Annotated in this window: 16 protein-coding genes and 1 riboswitch; of the genes, 11 read left to right on the forward strand and 5 right to left on the reverse strand. The window is 58.3% G+C overall.

The window, feature by feature from the left end:
• The first annotated feature begins 567 nt into the window (after positions 1-567).
• From A9976_RS23070 to A9976_RS23080, 3 genes are read left to right on the forward strand one after another with little or no spacing between them, the layout of a single operon-like run.
• Positions 568-864 carry a DUF4031 domain-containing protein gene (locus A9976_RS23070; RefSeq protein WP_183020934.1) on the forward strand — a complete coding sequence of 99 codons (297 nt, stop codon included), beginning with the start codon at positions 568-570 and terminating at the stop codon, positions 862-864.
• 15 nt (positions 865-879) lie between these two features.
• Positions 880-1,884, forward strand: a complete 1,005-nt coding sequence (locus A9976_RS23075) for a thymidylate synthase (RefSeq protein WP_183020935.1) — start codon at positions 880-882, stop codon at positions 1,882-1,884.
• 9 nt (positions 1,885-1,893) lie between these two features.
• Complete coding sequence (locus A9976_RS23080) at positions 1,894-2,817, forward strand: hypothetical protein (RefSeq protein WP_183020936.1); 924 nt, start codon at positions 1,894-1,896, stop codon at positions 2,815-2,817.
• A gap of 7 nt (positions 2,818-2,824) precedes the next feature.
• Here A9976_RS23080 and A9976_RS23085 read toward each other — a convergent pair whose 3' ends face one another.
• The 3 genes from A9976_RS23085 to A9976_RS23095 all read right to left on the reverse strand — a co-directional run bounded on the left by A9976_RS23085 (position 2,825) and on the right by A9976_RS23095 (position 4,953).
• On the reverse strand, positions 2,825-3,898 hold the full coding sequence (locus A9976_RS23085; RefSeq protein ID WP_183020937.1) for an ImmA/IrrE family metallo-endopeptidase: 1,074 nt from the start codon (positions 3,896-3,898) through the stop codon (positions 2,825-2,827).
• On the reverse strand, positions 3,895-4,227 hold the full coding sequence (locus A9976_RS23090; protein WP_183020938.1) for a hypothetical protein: 333 nt from the start codon (positions 4,225-4,227) through the stop codon (positions 3,895-3,897). The genes A9976_RS23085 and A9976_RS23090 overlap by 4 nt, the downstream gene beginning before the upstream one ends.
• 438 nt (positions 4,228-4,665) lie before the next feature.
• A complete protein-coding gene (locus A9976_RS23095; RefSeq protein ID WP_183021056.1) occupies positions 4,666-4,953 on the reverse strand; it encodes a helix-turn-helix domain-containing protein in 288 nt (95 codons plus the stop codon).
• Positions 4,954-5,094: 141 nt separating this feature from the next.
• Here A9976_RS23095 and A9976_RS23100 point away from each other — a divergent pair, with 141 nt between their 5' ends.
• A complete protein-coding gene (locus A9976_RS23100) occupies positions 5,095-5,478 on the forward strand; it encodes a hypothetical protein (RefSeq protein ID WP_183020939.1) in 384 nt (127 codons plus the stop codon).
• Between the two features lie 37 nt (positions 5,479-5,515).
• On the opposite strand, the gene A9976_RS23105 is transcribed toward A9976_RS23100, so the two are convergent.
• Positions 5,516-5,866 carry a helix-turn-helix transcriptional regulator gene (locus A9976_RS23105; RefSeq protein WP_012204227.1) on the reverse strand — a complete coding sequence of 117 codons (351 nt, stop codon included), beginning with the start codon at positions 5,864-5,866 and terminating at the stop codon, positions 5,516-5,518.
• A gap of 263 nt (positions 5,867-6,129) precedes the next feature.
• Between A9976_RS23105 and fusA the strand changes: the two genes are divergently transcribed.
• Positions 6,130-8,232, forward strand: coding sequence for an elongation factor G (fusA, locus tag A9976_RS23110; protein WP_096915643.1), 2,103 nt, complete (start codon positions 6,130-6,132; stop codon positions 8,230-8,232).
• Between the two features lie 423 nt (positions 8,233-8,655).
• Here the strand turns inward: fusA and A9976_RS23115 are convergent, their stop codons facing one another.
• Complete coding sequence (locus A9976_RS23115) at positions 8,656-9,570, reverse strand: inositol monophosphatase family protein (RefSeq protein WP_016449664.1); 915 nt, start codon at positions 9,568-9,570, stop codon at positions 8,656-8,658.
• 216 nt (positions 9,571-9,786) lie between these two features.
• Between A9976_RS23115 and A9976_RS23120 the strand changes: the two genes are divergently transcribed.
• The 6 genes from A9976_RS23120 to A9976_RS23145 all read left to right on the forward strand — a co-directional run bounded on the left by A9976_RS23120 (position 9,787) and on the right by A9976_RS23145 (position 16,947).
• Positions 9,787-10,614: an RNA methyltransferase gene (locus tag A9976_RS23120; RefSeq protein WP_183020940.1), complete on the forward strand. Its 828-nt coding sequence runs from the start codon at positions 9,787-9,789 to the stop codon at positions 10,612-10,614.
• Positions 10,615-10,649: 35 nt separating this feature from the next.
• Complete coding sequence (cysE, locus tag A9976_RS23125) at positions 10,650-11,474, forward strand: serine O-acetyltransferase (protein ID WP_013803521.1); 825 nt, start codon at positions 10,650-10,652, stop codon at positions 11,472-11,474.
• A gap of 62 nt (positions 11,475-11,536) precedes the next feature.
• Positions 11,537-12,199 (forward strand): nitroreductase, encoded by a 663-nt coding sequence (locus A9976_RS23130; RefSeq protein ID WP_012204232.1) that lies wholly within the window; start codon positions 11,537-11,539, stop codon positions 12,197-12,199.
• Between the two features lie 63 nt (positions 12,200-12,262).
• Positions 12,263-12,388: riboswitch (TPP riboswitch) on the forward strand.
• A gap of 256 nt (positions 12,389-12,644) precedes the next feature.
• Positions 12,645-14,588: a phosphomethylpyrimidine synthase ThiC gene (thiC, locus tag A9976_RS23135; RefSeq protein WP_034368871.1), complete on the forward strand. Its 1,944-nt coding sequence runs from the start codon at positions 12,645-12,647 to the stop codon at positions 14,586-14,588.
• Between the two features lie 506 nt (positions 14,589-15,094).
• Entirely contained in the window at positions 15,095-15,628 is a 534-nt protein-coding gene (locus tag A9976_RS23140) for a hypothetical protein (protein WP_183020941.1), read from the forward strand.
• Positions 15,629-15,714: 86 nt separating this feature from the next.
• Positions 15,715-16,947 carry a polysaccharide pyruvyl transferase family protein gene (locus A9976_RS23145; protein WP_183020942.1) on the forward strand — a complete coding sequence of 411 codons (1,233 nt, stop codon included), beginning with the start codon at positions 15,715-15,717 and terminating at the stop codon, positions 16,945-16,947.
• Positions 16,948-16,957: the final 10 nt, after the last annotated feature.

A 16,957-nucleotide genomic window follows, 5' to 3' on the forward strand; every position in this document is an offset into this window, starting at 1 on the left:
ATTATGGGGTGGGGGTGTGGAGGGAGTGTGTGGACAGGGCTGGGGGTCACTGCCCAATCCGTGCACGTACCCACAGATCGGCTCTTTGTAAAACAGCTAGTTATGGCTTTTCCAGACATTTGCTGTACAGCAACTGTCTGGAAAAAGCAAACATGCTGCCAGTTGGTGGCGCGCGGGAGCACTGTGCTCATTGGAGTCGCTCTGCGATGGACTGTGCGGATCGGCAGAGAAGACTTGCACGCTAGATCCAGCGGTGAAGCGCACATGGTCTGACGATTCCTGGACCACTTCAACTCCGCTGGCCAGAACAAGACCATCTGGCCCTCGTAAATATCTGGGCGTTTCTCAAAAGATAAGAGACAGGGCCTAGGAATCAGGGGGAGGGAGGGGTGATCTCATTGAGGTCTGTATGGTGCCAATCTGATATCGTATTGGCTAAGCCACTTTCTTATAGCGTTCTTCGGGAACATCGTATGCATTCCGGAAGTTTTTACTATCGTCGTTCCGAGTACAATCGACCAGATGCACGTGGTGCCGACTGTTGGAATTTCAGCAAAGGGGAAATAAGTGGTGTATGTTGACGATGCTGAGGTTCAAAAGCATGGGTATATATGGTTTCACCTAATTGCAGACAGCATTCAGGAGTTGCATGAATTTGCGGCAAAGATGGGGCTTCCTGCCTATGCATTTCATCGTGGGGCGCGTCATCCTCACTACGATGTCACCGGCGCACAACGCCTACGTGCTCTGCAGTTTGGGGCTGCTGCCATTTCCGCCAGAGATGCTGTGAGAATCGGTCGGAAAATCAATGTATCCTCTTTGGATATAAATGTTTCTTCTACCCAGCTTTGCCTTTTTACCTGAAATAGTTAGGGTTTCATGTACCTCGCAGCTAATTCCCTTGATGACTTGCTGTTCAAGGTATATAAGCAAATTCTTGCACGTGGCACTCTTATAAAACCCTCGAAGGGATCAGCGCGAGAAATCAGAGGTGTGCTTCTGAAGCTCTCAGCACCACGAGTCCGTCTTAGTAGGTCTGAATCGCGTGGGCTGCTCTTTAGTTGCTTGGGTGAGTTGCTATGGATACTTGCTGGCAGCGATCGGCTGAATTTCATTCAACACTATATTCCAAGGTACAGTGATTTTTCTGACGACAAAGAAACTGTCTATGGTGCTTATGGGCCACGTTTGTTCGGCGACACACCAAACGACCAGATTTGTCGTGTAATTCAATTGTTAAAGGACAAGCGAGATTCCCGGCAAGCTGTCTTGCAGCTATTTGATCGTAATGATACTTTGGAGCCCCACCTCGATGTGCCGTGTACCTGTACACTTCAGTTTCTAGTACGTGGTGGTCGGTTGCATATGTTGACGTCTATGCGTTCTAACGATGCTTGGCTAGGTCTGCCCCACGATGTATTTACCTTTACCATGCTTCAAGAGTTGATCGCTCGATCATTAGATATCAAACTGGGCGAGTATAAACATATGGTGGGTAGCCTGCATTTGTACGATAAACATCGCGACAAAGCTTCAAGGTTTTTGAATGAAGGGTGGCAGGTTAATAGGCCGATGCCATCAATGCCTAAGGGTGATCCTTGGCCTGCTGTGAAAAACCTTATTAATTTTGAGGAAAGCGTACGTGCCGGTCGTATTGGTGCAAAAGATCCTCATGAAATTATGAGTCCTTACTGGGCAGACTTGGCTACATTGCTGATGATTCACAAGGCTGGCCTTGTTCAAAATAATCAGCCGGAAATTAAACGATTGAAGCGTCGTATTCAAGATGAAGTTTATTCGACGTACATTAAGAGGCAATTTAAGCTTGGCTCCGATAAGGAGCAGCTGTCGTTCTTTGATGAACCAAAGACTTTAACTAAGTGAGGAGTCAGCATGAAGGGCCCGGAGAAGCGTCAGAAAGCAAAGGATCTTGAATCGCGATTAATCGAATTTCATAAAGAGCAGATGCCATTGCTTGGCATTGCTTCTGTTGAAAATATTGTGGCATTTGTGGATCAGCTTATAGATAGTCTGCAGCGTGTGGAGTATGTGCATAAGGTTCGTCAGCGGCATATAAGTCCATTGCGGACCGATCCAAAGAGTAATTTATTTGATCCTGTCAGAGCAGCAATGCTCATGGCGTCAAATGGCCAGCACGAAGAGGCATTTTGGCTGGTATTTTTGGCGACGCACTGTGGCCGTAACTTACGCACTGAATGGTTGCTTGCGCGTGAACTGTACGGTGCATATGAAAATATCCCTTGGAGTTGGGATAGAGTTGCTGCAAATGCTGAGGCCTACAGTGATTGGCTTGAGGATAATCGCAGTATATTTGCTGGAAAGTTTGGTAATCACCGAAAATATGAATCACTTAAGCGTGGGGCTCGTGGTACGGGTGTGGTTGTCAGAACTTATGTTGAGTGGATCAAAGCAAATGGCTCGCATGTGAATCTGATCGCAAAGATTCAAGCGCAGGCCCATAATAATCCACGACGAGCGTTTGCTCTACTTTATGATTCTATGGACTCCGTCATGAGCTTTGGACGCACTGGCCGATTCGACTATCTAACCATGCTCGCGAAGGTCGGACTTGCTGCTATTGACGCTGACTCGACTTATATGAAAGATGCTACTGGTCCGAAGAAGGGCGCGCGTCTCTTGTTTGACGGGCAGATAGACTCTAGGACAAGCCATAGAGATCTAGAAGCGCGTGTTGCTGAGCTGGAAAGGCACCTCGGTGTTGGCATGCAGGTTATGGAAGATGCCATGTGTAACTGGCAGAAGAGTCCTCGGAAGTATGTGCCTTTCCGTGGATAAGAAATTATCAGTCCCAGGTATATCGTTTTTTTAAGAAATTCAGTTTATCTGATGGTACTAGTCCTCGGTGCTGAAGTTGACCGACTACGATTCCTGGTGAAATGGATAGATTGCGCGCAAACCTCATAATGCTCTTGTAGTCGTGAGAAAGGGCGCGCAATGCTGCTTCTTTCTCCGCAGGGATAAGTATTTGAGCAGCGAATTCGTTGGCTTCTTGCTCTTCTTTTTCATCGAGATGTCGCTTTTCTGACCATTCAAGGAAAAGGCGATCTTCATGAAGAACTAGATGGCCAGCTTCATGAAAGAAGGTAAACCAGAAGCTATCATCACGTAGATATCGCAAGCTGAGCTGTATTATTGCTTTGCCTTTTCTTACTCTCGTTGCTCCACTTGCTGGACAGCCTCTGAGTCCTCGGACAATGACGACGGCCACGCCACACTCTGCACATTTCTTCTGGAGTTGAGGTATAAACTCTGAAGGGTTTTCAATTCTTGAGAGTATCTTTAACTCAGGTAAGAGCTCGATGAATTTTTCTGGTGACCACGATGCTGTTGGAATACGGTTTGACTCCAACTCCCCCTGTCTTAACCAAGCCGCAGCAACTGCAACTTGTGTATTAAAAACCGGTGATGTTCTGTATGCGGTAAGTCCAGCTTCTTCGGAAGCCCAGTCCTCCTTCCACTCGTCAACGCTCGATACTCCAAAGAAATTTAAGGCATTCTGAATTTTTTCTTTAACATTGCTGGTTGTTGGAACCCAGCCCAATTTTGCCATATCAGAAAATGGAAGACTGGAAATCCAAGTGCGGTTATTTTCTTGAATTAAATGAAGGGCATTCCGGTATTGAGCCTCTCGTGTAAGCCAGAATTTAGGACTTGCTCCTATTTTTTCTGAAAGCTTTTTAGCACGAGCTTCATTGATAAACAGATCGCCAAGGAGCGCACGCGGAAGCTCGTGTTCTGTCACGCCAAGTACATTTGCAATGGTTGCCTGAGTCAACCCCTTCCTTTGTGCTAGAGCAAAAATTGTTGCTCCTGGGGGGGATGCCCAAGTAGGGGAAAATTCAGTGAAGGTACTCACTTGCTGCTCCCAATATGAACGACTTTAAGCCTCGTCACTTGTGCCCAGTCAAGCGCTTCCCCTGGCGATGGCATACTAATTAAATTAGCATCGCAATAGAGGCTAATATCTTCATGTAACTGGAACCTTAACATTCCTTGCTCCTGAATGGAAATATCAATTCCAAAATCCATCTCAAGCAGCTCTGCGACTGTTTCAACTGCATTCATGTCGGCTAATACTCTTTGTAGGGCTTCGCTGCCAAGTTCGCCAAGCGCCCGCTTTGCCCTAGTTGAGCTTTCACATGTTGTACGCAAATCCCTTGTCTCAAAGGAAATTTCAAGCGGCATAGACTGGGCATTGTTATTAAAGAGTTACGCGATACCTCTCGATCCGTATTCGTTGGATGAGGCGCAGTTTAGGTTCCACCTTGCGGCTAGTCAAAACTCAAGAGTACAGTAATAAACATATTTAACAAATCAACAGAGTTGGCTGCGTCGGAGACGGGTACAGTTCGATCTGTGGGAAGCGTCATCTAGACGCGTCAATTTACCTCTGAAGAGGTATCTTCAACATTGCTGACCAGCCGTTTTTTTCATTGTACTGACAGTTGCACATATCCACGCTTACTTGAGCGCCGAGCTGCCTTTTATCCAACGGCCGTTTCCAAACCACCTAGCTTCCGTATCTGTCCGTCGCCTTTCGAGGTGTATGGCTGAATTGATGGTGCAAATCCTTTCCGATGCAGGAGCAAGCAACCGAGGGTGCAGCGCCGCAGGCTCCATTCCCTAACCTCCATCCCCCAGCTCTTCCTCAGCCCTCCCCATCACCTCCGCCACACCACACCCCAGCCCCCGCGCAATCTTGAACACGATGACCAGCGTGGGCATGTGCTCCCCACGCTCCACCTTGCCCATGTGAGAGCGCTCGATATCGGCGAGGTTGGCCAATGACTCCTGGGAGATGCCGCGTTCGTTGCGAAGGGCGCGCACCGCCGCGCCGAAAGCCCGGGCAATGTCTGCATCAAATGAAGTGGCGCCGACTGGACGGCCGCGTTTGACAGGACGCTTTTGCATGGGCAAGAGCGTCAGTTTTTGATGCAATTTAAACCACGTTATATTTAACTCTTTTGTTGATCTTGGGCTGCTGCTGCCTTGCATCCGGCACAGCTCGGTACGAGGCCGAGACGCAGGCTTCAATCATCAGAGGAGGCTTCGATGGATCAAGACATCTGCACCATTTCCCAACCCAAACTCGACGACCTGGCCATCGACGCCGTCCTGCACCTGGGCGCTGCCCTCGAAGTGCTGGAGCTGCACGCTCGCCACAAGGTCACGGCCATCAATTGCGTCTGCCGCGACCTGCTGCGCATCTACTACGCCAAGGCCGATCAGGCGCAGTCGCTGGAGCCGCAGGACAAGGAGCTGCTGGGCCTGCTGCACGACACGGCGGTGGACCTGGGCTATGCCGTCGAGGTGGTGGACCATCTGAATGGGGATGAGGCCGACGACCCCATCCTCTATGCCGTGAGCTATCTGCTCAAGGCGGCCAAGCGGTTTGCGGATGAGGGCGTTGCTGCGGGGCTTGCCGTGAAGGCGTAGGGCGCAGGGCTGCCGCCTGCGTTGCAGGGGCGGGGCTTCAAGGGCAGGGTTTGAGGTGCGCGGCCGTGGCCTGTTCGGTGAGCGGGTCTTCGGCCAGGGCCTGCAGCAGCGCGTCCAGCAGGCCCGGAAAGCGCGCATCCAGGTCTTCGCGGCGCAGGGAGAGCAGGTTTTCCCGGCCATCGGGGCGCTGCCAGATCACGCCGCTGTCGCGCAGCACGCGCCAGTGGTGGGTCATGGTGGATTTGGACTGGCCCTGAAGCAGCGAGCCGCAGGCGCGCTCATGGCCTGCGGCCAGCGCGCGCACCACGGCCAGGCGCAGGGGGTTGCCCAGGGCGTTGAGCAGGTTTTCCAGGCGTATCTGTTCGCGGTCGGGGTGGTTGGCAAGCATGAATCGTCCAGTCGATGGGGCGCCACTGTGCCATGGAAGCAATGCCGCACGTCGCTGATGCGGCGTGGCGCGGGCAGTTATCTGGCAGACAGGGGCATGGCGTGGTGAAAACATGAATCGTTCTGCAAGAAGTTGCGGAAGATAGTACGATTGTCTTCGTACATTCCAATTGTCATCAACCCTCATTCAACCCCCGCGAGAATCCGACCCTTCGAACCGGCAGATCACGCACTTACGCTTTCGTAGCACCCAGGAGTCCTTTCATGGCCCGCCATACCCCCATAGAACGCTATCGCAACATTGGTATCTCCGCGCACATCGATGCCGGCAAGACGACCACGACCGAGCGCATCCTGTTCTACACCGGGGTGAGCCACAAGCTGGGCGAGGTGCACGAAGGCGCCGCCATCATGGACTGGATGGAGCAGGAGCAGGAGCGCGGCATCACCATCACCTCGGCGGCGACCACCTGCTTCTGGAAGGGCATGGACGGCCGCTTTGACCAGCACCGCATCAACATCATCGATACCCCGGGCCACGTGGACTTCACCATCGAGGTGGAGCGCTCCATGCGCGTGCTCGACGGCGCCGTCATGGTCTATGACGCCGTGGGCGGCGTGCAGCCGCAGTCCGAGACGGTCTGGCGCCAGGCCAACAAGTACAAGGTGCCGCGCCTGGCCTTCGTCAACAAGATGGACCGCACGGGCGCGGATTTTCTGCGCGTGCGCCAGATGATGATCGACCGCCTCAAGGCCAATCCCGTGCCCATCGTGCTGCCCATTGGCGCGGAGCAGCAGTTCACCGGCGTGGTGGACCTGCTCAAGATGAAGGCCATCATCTGGGACGAGGCCACGCAGGGCATGAAGTTCGAGTACCAGGACATTCCCGCAGCCATGGTGGCAGACGCCAAGAAGTGGCGCGAGTCCATGGTGGAGGCGGCTGCCGAGGCCAGCGAAGACCTGATGAACCGCTACCTGGAAGAGGGCGACCTGCCCGAGGCCGACATCCTGCGCGGCCTGCGCCTGCGCACCATTGCGGGCGAGATCCAGCCCATGCTGTGCGGCTCGGCCTTCAAGAACAAGGGCGTGCAGCGCCTGCTGGACGCTGTGGTCGAACTCATGCCTTCCCCGCTGGAAGTGCCACCCGTGGAAGGCCATGCGGAAGACGGCTCCATCATCGTGCGCCATGCCGATGACAGCGAGAAATTCTCTGCCCTGGCCTTCAAGCTGATGACCGACCCCTTCGTGGGCCAGCTCACCTTTGTGCGCGTCTACTCGGGCGTGCTCAACAAGGGCGACAGCGTGCTCAACTCCGTCAAGGACAAGAAGGAGCGCATCGGCCGCATCGTGCAGATGCATGCCAATGAACGCCTGGAGGTCGATGAAATCCACGCCGGCGATATTGCCGCCTGCGTGGGCCTGAAGGACGTGACCACGGGCGAGACCTTGTGCGACCCGTCCGCGCCCATCGTGCTGGAGAAGATGGTCTTCCCCGAGCCCGTCATCGCCCAGGCCGTGGAGCCCAAGTCCAAGGCCGACCAGGAAAAGATGGGCATCGCCCTGTCGCGCCTGGCGGCCGAAGACCCGTCCTTCCGCGTGCGCACCGATGAGGAATCGGGCCAGACCATCATTGCCGGCATGGGCGAGCTGCACCTGGAAATCATCGTGGACCGCATGAAGCGCGAGTTCAACGTGGAAGCCAACGTGGGCAAGCCCCAGGTGGCCTACCGCGAGACCATCCGCAAGAAAGTCACCGATGTGGACGGCAAGTTCGTGCGCCAGTCCGGCGGCAAGGGCCAGTACGGCCACGTGGTCTTCACGGTGGAGCCGCAGGAACCCGGCAAGGGCTTCGAGTTCGTCGACGCCATCAAGGGCGGCGTGGTGCCGCGCGAGTACATCCCTGCGGTGGAAAAGGGCGTGGTCGAGGCATTGACCAGCGGCGTGCTGGCCGGCTACCCCGTGGTGGACGTCAAGGTCACGCTGACCTTCGGCTCGTACCACGACGTGGACTCCAACGAAATGGCCTTCAAGATGGCGGCCATCTTCGGTTTCAAGGAAGCGGCGAGAAAGGCCAGCCCCGTCATCCTGGAGCCCATGATGGCCGTGGAAGTCGAGACGCCTGAGGACTACGCCGGCACCGTCATGGGCGACCTGTCCTCGCGGCGCGGCATGGTGCAGGGCATGGACGACATGGCCGGCGGCGGCAAGTCCATCAAGGCCGAAGTGCCCCTGTCCGAAATGTTCGGCTACGCCACCTCCCTGCGCTCGCAAACGCAAGGCCGTGCCACCTACTCCATGGAGTTCAAGCACTACGCCGAAGCACCGCGCAACGTGGCCGAGGCGGTGATCAACGCGCGGGTCAAGTAAAAGAGTCTGCGCCACAGGCCAGGCCGTGAGGCCATGGCCGTGGCCCTCACCCCTCCCGTATGCCCACGCCTGCGTCGGGCCGCCTGCGGGGTTGCAGTCCTGCCGAAGGACAGGACTGTTTCGTGATCTGACTCGCCGTGATTGTCTGAACGTAGCGCGCAGCGCGAAGTGAGTTTCACGGCGAACCCCGCAGGCGGCCCGGCGCAGGTTGCCCGCAGCGAAGCGAAGGGACGTGGACATTCGGGTCGTCTTTCTTTGGCCTACGTTTCTTTGACGAATCAAAGAAAGGTAGGTCGGCCGCCGGGCCGAGACCCGGCCTCGAAAAACAACCTCCCGGCAGGGGCAAAAAGCGCACCGAACCCGCGCCCAACGAAAAACAGCTCCTTGAAGGAGCTGTTTTTCATAAGAGAGGAGAAGCCGGAATCAAGCCTCAGGCTGCTGCTCAGACTCAGCAGTTTCAGCATCAGCGACGGGTGCCGCCTCTCCAGAATCAGACAGCGCCTGCCGCACACCCGCCTTCTCACCAGCCGAAGCAAACTTGCTGTACTTGCCAACGATGCCGACCAGGGCGCCATAGATGCGCGGATTGCCCGCCAGGCATTCCTTCTGCTCCAGGAAATCCGCCTCGCCCGTGAAGTTGCCGACCAGGCCACCGGCCTCGGTCACCAGCAGGCTGCCGGCGGCCACGTCCCAGATCTGCAGGCCGCTCTCAAAGAAGCCGTCGGCAAAGCCGGCTGCCACGTAGGCCAGGTCCAGCGCGGCGGCGCCGGGGCGGCGCACGCCTGCGGTTTCCTGCATCACGTCGCCCAGCATGTTCATGTACTGCTTGAAGTTGTCGCCACGGCGGAAGGGGAAGCCGGTGGAGATCAGGCTGTCCTTGAGCTGGATGCGCTTGGACACGCGGATGCGGCGGTCATTCAGGTAGGCGCCGCGGCCGCGCGTGGCCGTGAACAGGTCGTTGCGCGAGGGGTCGTACACCACGGCGTGCTCCACCTTGCCCTTGAAGGACAGGGCAATGCTCACGCAGTACACGGGGAAGCCGTGGATGAAGTTGGTGGTGCCGTCCAGCGGATCGATGATCCAGACGTAGTCGGAGTTCTTGGCGCCGAACTCGTTGCCCGATTCCTCGGCCAGGATGCCGTGGCCCGGGTAGGCGCCCAGCAAGGTTTCGATGATGGCCTGCTCGGCCGCCTTGTCCACCTCGGTCACAAAGTCGTTGACCTGCTTTTGTGCGACACGCACGGATTCCACGTCAAGAGCCGCGCGGTTGATGATGGCGCCGGCGGCGCGTGCGGCCTTGATGGCCACGTTGAGCATGGGATGCAGGTTGGTCGACATAGATTGTGAGGCGTTGGCGGAGCAGCGGCTGTGCAAGGAGAGGACGGTCCTCTCTGGCAAAAGCAGGCTGTTTGACGCGGGTAAGAACGGAAAAAGCCGCGTCCGGCGATGCGGGGCGGCGACAATAGCGCGCAATTTTACCCGCCTTGTCCGTTTTGTGCTGCGCAACCTGTCCCGTCTTGGGGGCTCTGCCGGCGCCGGCAGGCCAGCGACGCCATGAAAACCCGATTCGTACTGATAGAAACCAGCCACGCCGGCAATGTGGGCGCCGCCGCCCGCGCCCTGAAGACCATGGGCTTTGACGACCTGGTGCTGGTGCGCCCGCGCTGGCCCAACGTGCTGCGCAAGGAAGAGACCATCCAGCGGGCCAGCGGCGCGCTGGACGTGCTGGGCAATGCGCGCGTGGTCGAGACGCTGGAGGAGGCGCTGGACGGCATCAGCCACCTGTGCGCCACGGCCATGACGCCGCGCGACTTCGGCCCGCCCACGCGCACGCCGCGCCAGCATTTCGAGCTGCTGCTCAGCGGGGCGCTGGATGTGCTGGCTGCGCCCGATGAGGCCGATGTGCCCGATGAAGCGGCACCGCCCGCCGATGCATCCGTGTCCGCACCGGCTCCCGCGCCGCGCTGCAACCAGTCGGGCGTGGCCTTCCTGTTCGGCTGCGAGCGCTTCGGCATGAGCAACGACGATGTCTACCGCAGCGATGTGGCGCTGTCGATTCCGTCCAATCCGCAGTTCGGCTCGCTGAACCTGGGGGCGGCCATCCAGGTCGTGGCCTATGAGTGGCGCCAGGCGCTGGGCGGCTTTCCCGTGGTGGAGCACACGCCCGCGCCGCAGCGCGCCGACGCGGCCCAGGTGGCCGGCATGCTGGGCCATTGGGAGCAGGCGCTGGCCCACATCGGCTTTCTCGATCCGGCCGCGCCCAAGAAGCTCATGCCGCGCCTCAACCAGCTTTTCAACCGCTCGCAACTGACCGCCGAGGAAATCCACATCCTGCGCGGTGTTGCGAAGGCGATGCTGCAGAGCACTCCAGCGAAACGCTAGACTGAGCGGTCTTGTCAACAATAACCAGCTCCTAGATGCTTGACCGCCTGCGCTCCGATATCCAGTGCATCCTCGACCGCGACCCTGCGGCACGCAGCACCTGGGAGGTCATCACCTGTTATCCGGGTCTGCATGCGATCTGGCTGCAGCGCCCGGCGCACTGGTGCTGGAACCATGGCCTCAAGTGGCTGGGGCGCTTCATCTCGCACATCGGCCGCTGGCTCACGGGCATCGAGATCCACCCAGGCGCCGTCATCGGCGAGCGCGTGTTCATCGACCACGGCATGGGCGTCGTCATCGGCGAGACGGCCGTGGTCGGCGACGGCTGCACCATCTACCACGGCGTGACCCTGGGCGGCACCTCGCTGTACAAGGGTGCCAAGCGCCATCCCACGCTGGGCCGCGATGTGGTGGTCAGCGCGGGCGCCAAGGTGCTGGGCGGCTTCGAGGTGGGCGACGGCGCCAAGATCGGCAGCAATGCCGTGGTCATCAAGCCCGTGCCCGCAGGCGCCACGGCCGTGGGCATTCCGGCACGCATCATCGCCAGCAAGAACGGCCACAGCGCCGACGTGACCGAGCACGACCTGGCATCGGCCAAGGCCGAGTCCATCAAGGTCCCGGCCTCTGCCGCGCCCCAGCCGTTCACGGCCTACGGCATCACCCAGGAAATGGACCCCGTGGCCCAGGCCATGCGCGGCCTGAGCGATGGCGCGGCCGCGCATGAGCAGCAGATCGCGCTGCTATGGGAGGCTATTGCCAAGCTCTCGGCCGGCAGCAAGGTGGGCGACTGCGTGCCCTGCGAGTCCGAGCGCCCGCAGGCGTTCCAGAAGGACAAGATCGACCAGATCATGGGCAAGTAGGCCTGCAGAAGATCACCAAAGATCCCCAAGATCCCCCAAGAAGACCGGAGACTCCGACCAGCATGAACGTTGAACAGGCCTTGCATGCGCGCCGCTCCGTGCGCGCCTTCCTGCCCCAGTCGCCCGATGCGGCGCTGGTGCGCTCCCTGATGGAACAGTCGGCACAAGCGGCCTCGGGCGGCAACCTGCAGCCCTGGCGCGTGCTGGCGCTGACGGGCGAGCCGCTGCAGCAGCTGCTCACCGCCGTTGCCGAGGCCGAGCCCCAGGACGCCCAGCCCGGCCTGTCCTACCCGCCCAACCTCTGGGAGCCCTACCGCAGCCGGCGCTTTGCCAATGGCGAAGAGCTGTACCAGTCGCTGGGCATTCCGCGCGACGACAAGCCCGCGCGGCTGGAGCAGCTGGCGCGCAACGGCCAGTTCTTCGGCGCGCCCGTGGGCCTGATCGTGGCGGTGGACGAGCGCATGGGCCTGCCGCAATGGGTGGACCTGGGCATCTACCTGCAGTCCTTCATGCTGCTGGCCTGCGCCAATGGCCTGGCCACCTGCGCCCAGGGCTTCTGGCGCCGCTACAACGACGCCGTGACCCAGGCGCTGGCGCTGCCCGAGGGCTACCACGTGGCCTTCGGCATTGCGCTGGGCTACGAGGACAAGGACGCCCCCATCAACGGCTGGCGTGCGACGCGCGCTCCGGTGGCCGAATGGGCACAGATGCGCGGCTTCGACTGAGCAGGGCTTTCAGGCCCCTGGGCAAACCCGCAGGGCAATGGCGCCTTGCCATCCCCTATACTGCGCACTGCTCCGGGGTGTGCTGATGCACTGAGATGCCAACCGGTCCATGCGCTGCATGGGCCAGGCGGCGAACCCGACGAACTTGATCCGGTTGATACCGGCGGAAGAAGAGCGGGACCCTGAAGCGGGGCCGAAGTCAGAGGATGGAAGTCCGCCACGGCGGATACCGGTACAGGCCGCACAGGCCCCATCCAACGCACATCGGCCCTTGCCAACCAAGGCTGCTCGTGCGCCTTGGCGTGCGTGGCAACCAGGGGCCAAGGCCATACGGCCCTGGCAGGCCCACACTGGCATAGCCCGGTGCGCGGCCTTTGGCACAGCCCAAGGAGTGTCCGGTTCCCGGAGCGTTGTTGATCGACGCTTTGAACGCAAGGAACCCGACATGAACGCTCCCGATTCCATCTTCACCCCCGCAGCCGGCGAAGCTCCAGACGCACAGCGTTTTTCCGACCTGCTGGCGCAGTCGCGCAAGCCGTTCCCGGCCTCCACCAAGAGCTATCTGCAAGGCAGCCTGCATGCCGGCCTGAGCGTGCCCGTGCGCGATATCCAGCTGACCAATGGCGAGCAGGTCAGCGTCTATGACACCTCGGGCCCCTACACCGACCCGGCCGTGGCCATCGACGTGCGCAGCGGCCTGCCGGGCGTGCGCAATGCCTGGATCGAGTCGCGCGGCGACAGCGAGTACTACGCCGGCCGCCTGCGCCAGGCCCTGGACGACGGCGGCAAGCGCGGCGAGGAAGACGAGCGCGTGGCCCGCCTGCGGGCCGAGGCCGCATCGCTGCAGCGCCAGCCGCGCCGCGCCAAGAGCGGCGGAAACGTCACCCAGATGCACTACGCGCGCAAGGGCATCATCACGCCCGAGATGGAATACGTGGCCCTGCGCGAGAACGGCCGCCGCGAATGGATGGCCGAGTACCAGCAGGACGCCGCGCGCGAGGCGCGCCTGGCCGGCAACGGCCTGGGCGCCGCCATCCCCAAGATCATCACGCCCGAGTTCGTGCGCGACGAAGTGGCGCGCGGCCGCGCCATCATCCCGGCCAACATCAACCACCCCGAGATCGAGCCCATGGCCATCGGGCGCAACTTCAAGGTCAAGATCAACGCCAACATCGGCAACTCGGCCGTCACCTCCAGCATCGAGGAAGAGGTCGAGAAGCTGGTCTGGGCCATCCGCTGGGGCGCGGACAACGTGATGGACCTGTCCACGGGCAAGAACATCCACACCACGCGCGACTGGATCATCCGCAACTCGCCCGTGCCCATCGGCACCGTGCCCATCTACCAGGCGCTGGAGAAAGTGGGCGGCATCGCCGAGGACCTGACCTGGCCCATCTTCCGCGACACGCTGATCGAGCAGGCCGAGCAGGGCGTGGACTACTTCACCATCCACGCCGGCGTGCGCCTGGCCTACATCCACCTCACGGCCCAGCGCCGCACGGGCATCGTCTCGCGCGGCGGCTCCATCATGGCCAAGTGGTGCATGGCCCACCACCGCGAGAGCTTCCTGTACGAGCACTTCGAGGACATCTGCGACATCATGAAGCAGTACGACGTCAGCTTCTCGCTGGGCGACGGCCTGCGCCCCGGCAGCGCCTCGGACGCCAATGACGAAGCCCAGTTCGCCGAACTGCAGACCCTGGGCGAGCTGACCCAGCTGGCCTGGAAGCACGACGTGCAGACCATGATCGAAGGCCCCGGCCACGTGCCCATGCACATGATCCAGGCCAACATGACCGAGCAGCTCAAGCACTGCCACGAGGCGCCGTTCTACACCCTGGGCCCGCTGACCATCGACATCGCCCCCGGCTACGACCACATCGCCAGCGCCATCGGCGCGGCCATGATCGGCTGGTTCGGTACCGCCATGCTGTGCTACGTCACGCCCAAGGAGCACCTGGGCCTGCCCGACCGCGACGACGTCAAGCAGGGCATCATCGCGTACAAGATCGCCGCCCACGCAGCCGACGTCGCCAAGGGCCACCCCGGCGCCCGCGCCCGCGACGACGCGCTGAGCCAGGCGCGCTTCGACTTCCGCTGGCAGGACCAGTTCAACCTGGGCCTGGACCCCGACACCGCCCAGGCCTACCACGACGAAACCCTGCCCAAGGACAGCGCCAAGGTGGCGCACTTCTGCTCCATGTGCGGCCCCAAGTTCTGCTCCATGAAGATCACCCAGGAAGTGCGCGAATTCGCCGCCGCCAAGGGCGTGGCCGAGCAGGAGGGCATTGCCGCCGGAATGCAGGCCAAGGCCGAGGAATTCAACCGCGCGGGCGGCGAGTTCTATATCCCCATCGTGGCGGCCAGCAGCGATACGACGGCGCGTTGAAATCCGCTGATTCCTGATCGGGAACGTGCTATGTAGGCGGATATTTCCCCACGGTCGATCCAATTCTGGATCGCAGCCCTGACACCGCAGACGCTGATGTGCCTGCGGTGTTTTTGCTTTGGGGTTCAAGGCGAGGGGCGCAGCCGTTGATCGAGAGGGCCTGATACGAGAGTTGCCGGCCAAGTCCCTCGCAAGGCTGGATGCCTGCAGAATTTAAATAGTTTATAGCTATTGAAATGGGGTTATCAATTTTTTGATAGAGAGCCCATGCCATGAGGCGTCGCACAGGCGACACGTTTTTAGAAACTGCTAGCCAGGCTGCTGCTTGTGCCGTTGCTTCATATTGAAGATAGATGTGGTGCCATGCTTTTTATTGAGGTAACATGAAAAGCGGTAAGAGGTGGCGCGACGTATGCGGCATGCCCATGGAAAAATGAATTCCCGCAAGGAAATTGAATTCATCTCGAGACAAAGACTACGCCTGGAATAACGCTGAAAAATAATCCATGAATAGTGACCATGCGCATTCTCCTGATCGCTTACGAAACTCCCCCGATAGTTTCAGGTCAATCGCCGCGATGGTTTTATCTGGCAAACAAATCTTCCAGCTACCCCTCATTGCCGATCTGGCCCCCCCGGTGATTGCACCACATGCGCCAAAATGGCGCTGCCGCTTTCACCGTGCCTTTGAAACCATGGTGTTCAAGCGGGTCGAAGCCGCCGTTGTGACAACGGAAGCTGCTTCCGAACTGTTCATGAATCGCCATGGCCTGCAGGATCTCCGTGAAAAATTCTCGTGCGTGACACAAGGCTTTCCAAGCAGAGGTGAGAAAAGCACTCATATCGGTCATCGATGCTCAGAATTGCTGAAAATAGTCAGCACAGGGAATTTCTACGAGGATTTCCGATTGGAGAATGGTTTGCAAGGTGCGCTGTCACGCTGTGAAGAGGCCATTGAAGAATATTTCTGGAATCGAAGAGTAATAAAATATGCAAGAAGCATAAGGCGAGTTGCTGTTATTTTGGATGGCGGCAACTGATTGATTTTGCGAAGAGTAATGAGAATAAAGTCGCTAAAGATATTATTATTTTAGCTAAGGCAGCACTGCACTTGGAATGCGGGAATATGAATAAACTTGAGTCCGATAAGCAAGAAATAAAAAGGCCATGGCGCATAGGTATCTTCGGTACTTTTGACGTTCAAAACTATGGTGATTTGCTTTTTCCCATACTTGCGGAGATGGAGCTTTCGCAACGGCTGGGGTCGGTGGAACTGATTCCGTTTTCATACCATGCCAAATCTCTGGAGGATTGGCCATACAAGGTGGCTTCTCTTGCCGACCTGCCCGATATGGCGATTGAACTCGATGCCATTTTGATCGGTGGTGGTTTCATCATCCGCTTCGACTCATTCGTTGCGCCTGGATATGTGCCGACTGAAGCGTGGATTCATCATCCCACAGGATATTGGTTGACTCCAGCCTTGATTGGAATCCAGCTTGGAATACCGGTCATCTGGAACGCTCCGGGCATGCATTGCAATGAAATGCCGCAGTGGAGCCATCCATTGCTTTCCTTGGTGTTGCAGTGCAGCTCCTACATTGCGGTACGGGATGAGCCCAGCAAGAAGGCACTGGAACAATTCGTGGATCACGATCGTGTGAAGCTGGTTCCCGACACGGCGTTTTCGTTGGGTCAGCATATGAATGGCCACCCTGCGCAAGAAAAGGCCCGAATTCTTCGGGAGCAACTGGGCCTGAAGAAGCCTTATATAGTCATTCAGGCGACCCAGAATCTGGAAAAATTCACAGACCATATCAAACGGTTTCGTTCCGAGTTGCCAGACCTCGAATTTCTTCTCTTGCGTCTGGGCCCGGTGCTGTGTGACCATGAGTCATTCATTGATCGAGAATTGCCAAATACCTACAGCCTGGCTGAATGGCCATCGCCCATGGTTCTCGCAGCACTGGTCGCAGAATCAGAAGGTGTTGCCGGGCATAGTTATCATCTTGCAATAACGGCACTTTGTGCAGGAATTCCTGTATTTACGCCCAGTGATCTTTCAGTAGGGAAATTCACCGCGCTCTCGAGGTTTAGAACCGTTTATCCATTGTCTACGATGGATTGTGATGATCCACGTTGGCTGAGCAGTCGTATTGGCCGAATGAGCCCGTTGGATTTGATGGAGAATGCCCGGGATGAAGTGAAGCAGCATTGGGATCAGGTGGCTGATTCCATCAAGTCCAGCTGCTCGAGTTCAAAGATCGCAATGAACAAATTCCTGATGTCGCTGCCGTTTCTTCTTGAGAGAGGTAAAAGCGAAAAAGGAGAAGCGGGGTTGCAGGGAAAAGTTGATTGAGTCAGTGCAG

Origin of the sequence: Delftia sp. UME58 (assembly GCF_014170385.1) — a bacterium.
GTDB lineage: Bacteria > Pseudomonadota > Gammaproteobacteria > Burkholderiales > Burkholderiaceae_C > Comamonas > Comamonas acidovorans.

Excerpts from the sequence above, each read along its gene's own strand:
- A9976_RS23075 (WP_183020935.1), top strand. The coding sequence starts at position 880 with ATGTACCTCGCAGCTAATTCCCTTGATGACTTGCTGTTCAAGGTATAT.
- A9976_RS23080 (WP_183020936.1), top strand. The coding sequence starts at position 1,894 with ATGAAGGGCCCGGAGAAGCGTCAGAAAGCAAAGGATCTTGAATCGCGA.
- A9976_RS23090 (WP_183020938.1), bottom strand. The coding sequence starts at position 4,227 with ATGCCGCTTGAAATTTCCTTTGAGACAAGGGATTTGCGTACAACATGT.
- A9976_RS23095 (WP_183021056.1), bottom strand. The coding sequence starts at position 4,953 with ATGCAAAAGCGTCCTGTCAAACGCGGCCGTCCAGTCGGCGCCACTTCA.
- A9976_RS23100 (WP_183020939.1), top strand. The coding sequence starts at position 5,095 with ATGGATCAAGACATCTGCACCATTTCCCAACCCAAACTCGACGACCTG.
- A9976_RS23105 (WP_012204227.1), bottom strand. The coding sequence starts at position 5,866 with ATGCTTGCCAACCACCCCGACCGCGAACAGATACGCCTGGAAAACCTG.
- fusA (WP_096915643.1), top strand. The coding sequence starts at position 6,130 with ATGGCCCGCCATACCCCCATAGAACGCTATCGCAACATTGGTATCTCC.
- A9976_RS23115 (WP_016449664.1), bottom strand. The coding sequence starts at position 9,570 with ATGTCGACCAACCTGCATCCCATGCTCAACGTGGCCATCAAGGCCGCA.
- A9976_RS23120 (WP_183020940.1), top strand. The coding sequence starts at position 9,787 with ATGAAAACCCGATTCGTACTGATAGAAACCAGCCACGCCGGCAATGTG.
- cysE (WP_013803521.1), top strand. The coding sequence starts at position 10,650 with ATGCTTGACCGCCTGCGCTCCGATATCCAGTGCATCCTCGACCGCGAC.
- A9976_RS23130 (WP_012204232.1), top strand. The coding sequence starts at position 11,537 with ATGAACGTTGAACAGGCCTTGCATGCGCGCCGCTCCGTGCGCGCCTTC.
- thiC (WP_034368871.1), top strand. The coding sequence starts at position 12,645 with ATGAACGCTCCCGATTCCATCTTCACCCCCGCAGCCGGCGAAGCTCCA.
- A9976_RS23140 (WP_183020941.1), top strand. The coding sequence starts at position 15,095 with ATGAATAGTGACCATGCGCATTCTCCTGATCGCTTACGAAACTCCCCC.
- A9976_RS23145 (WP_183020942.1), top strand. The coding sequence starts at position 15,715 with ATGAATAAACTTGAGTCCGATAAGCAAGAAATAAAAAGGCCATGGCGC.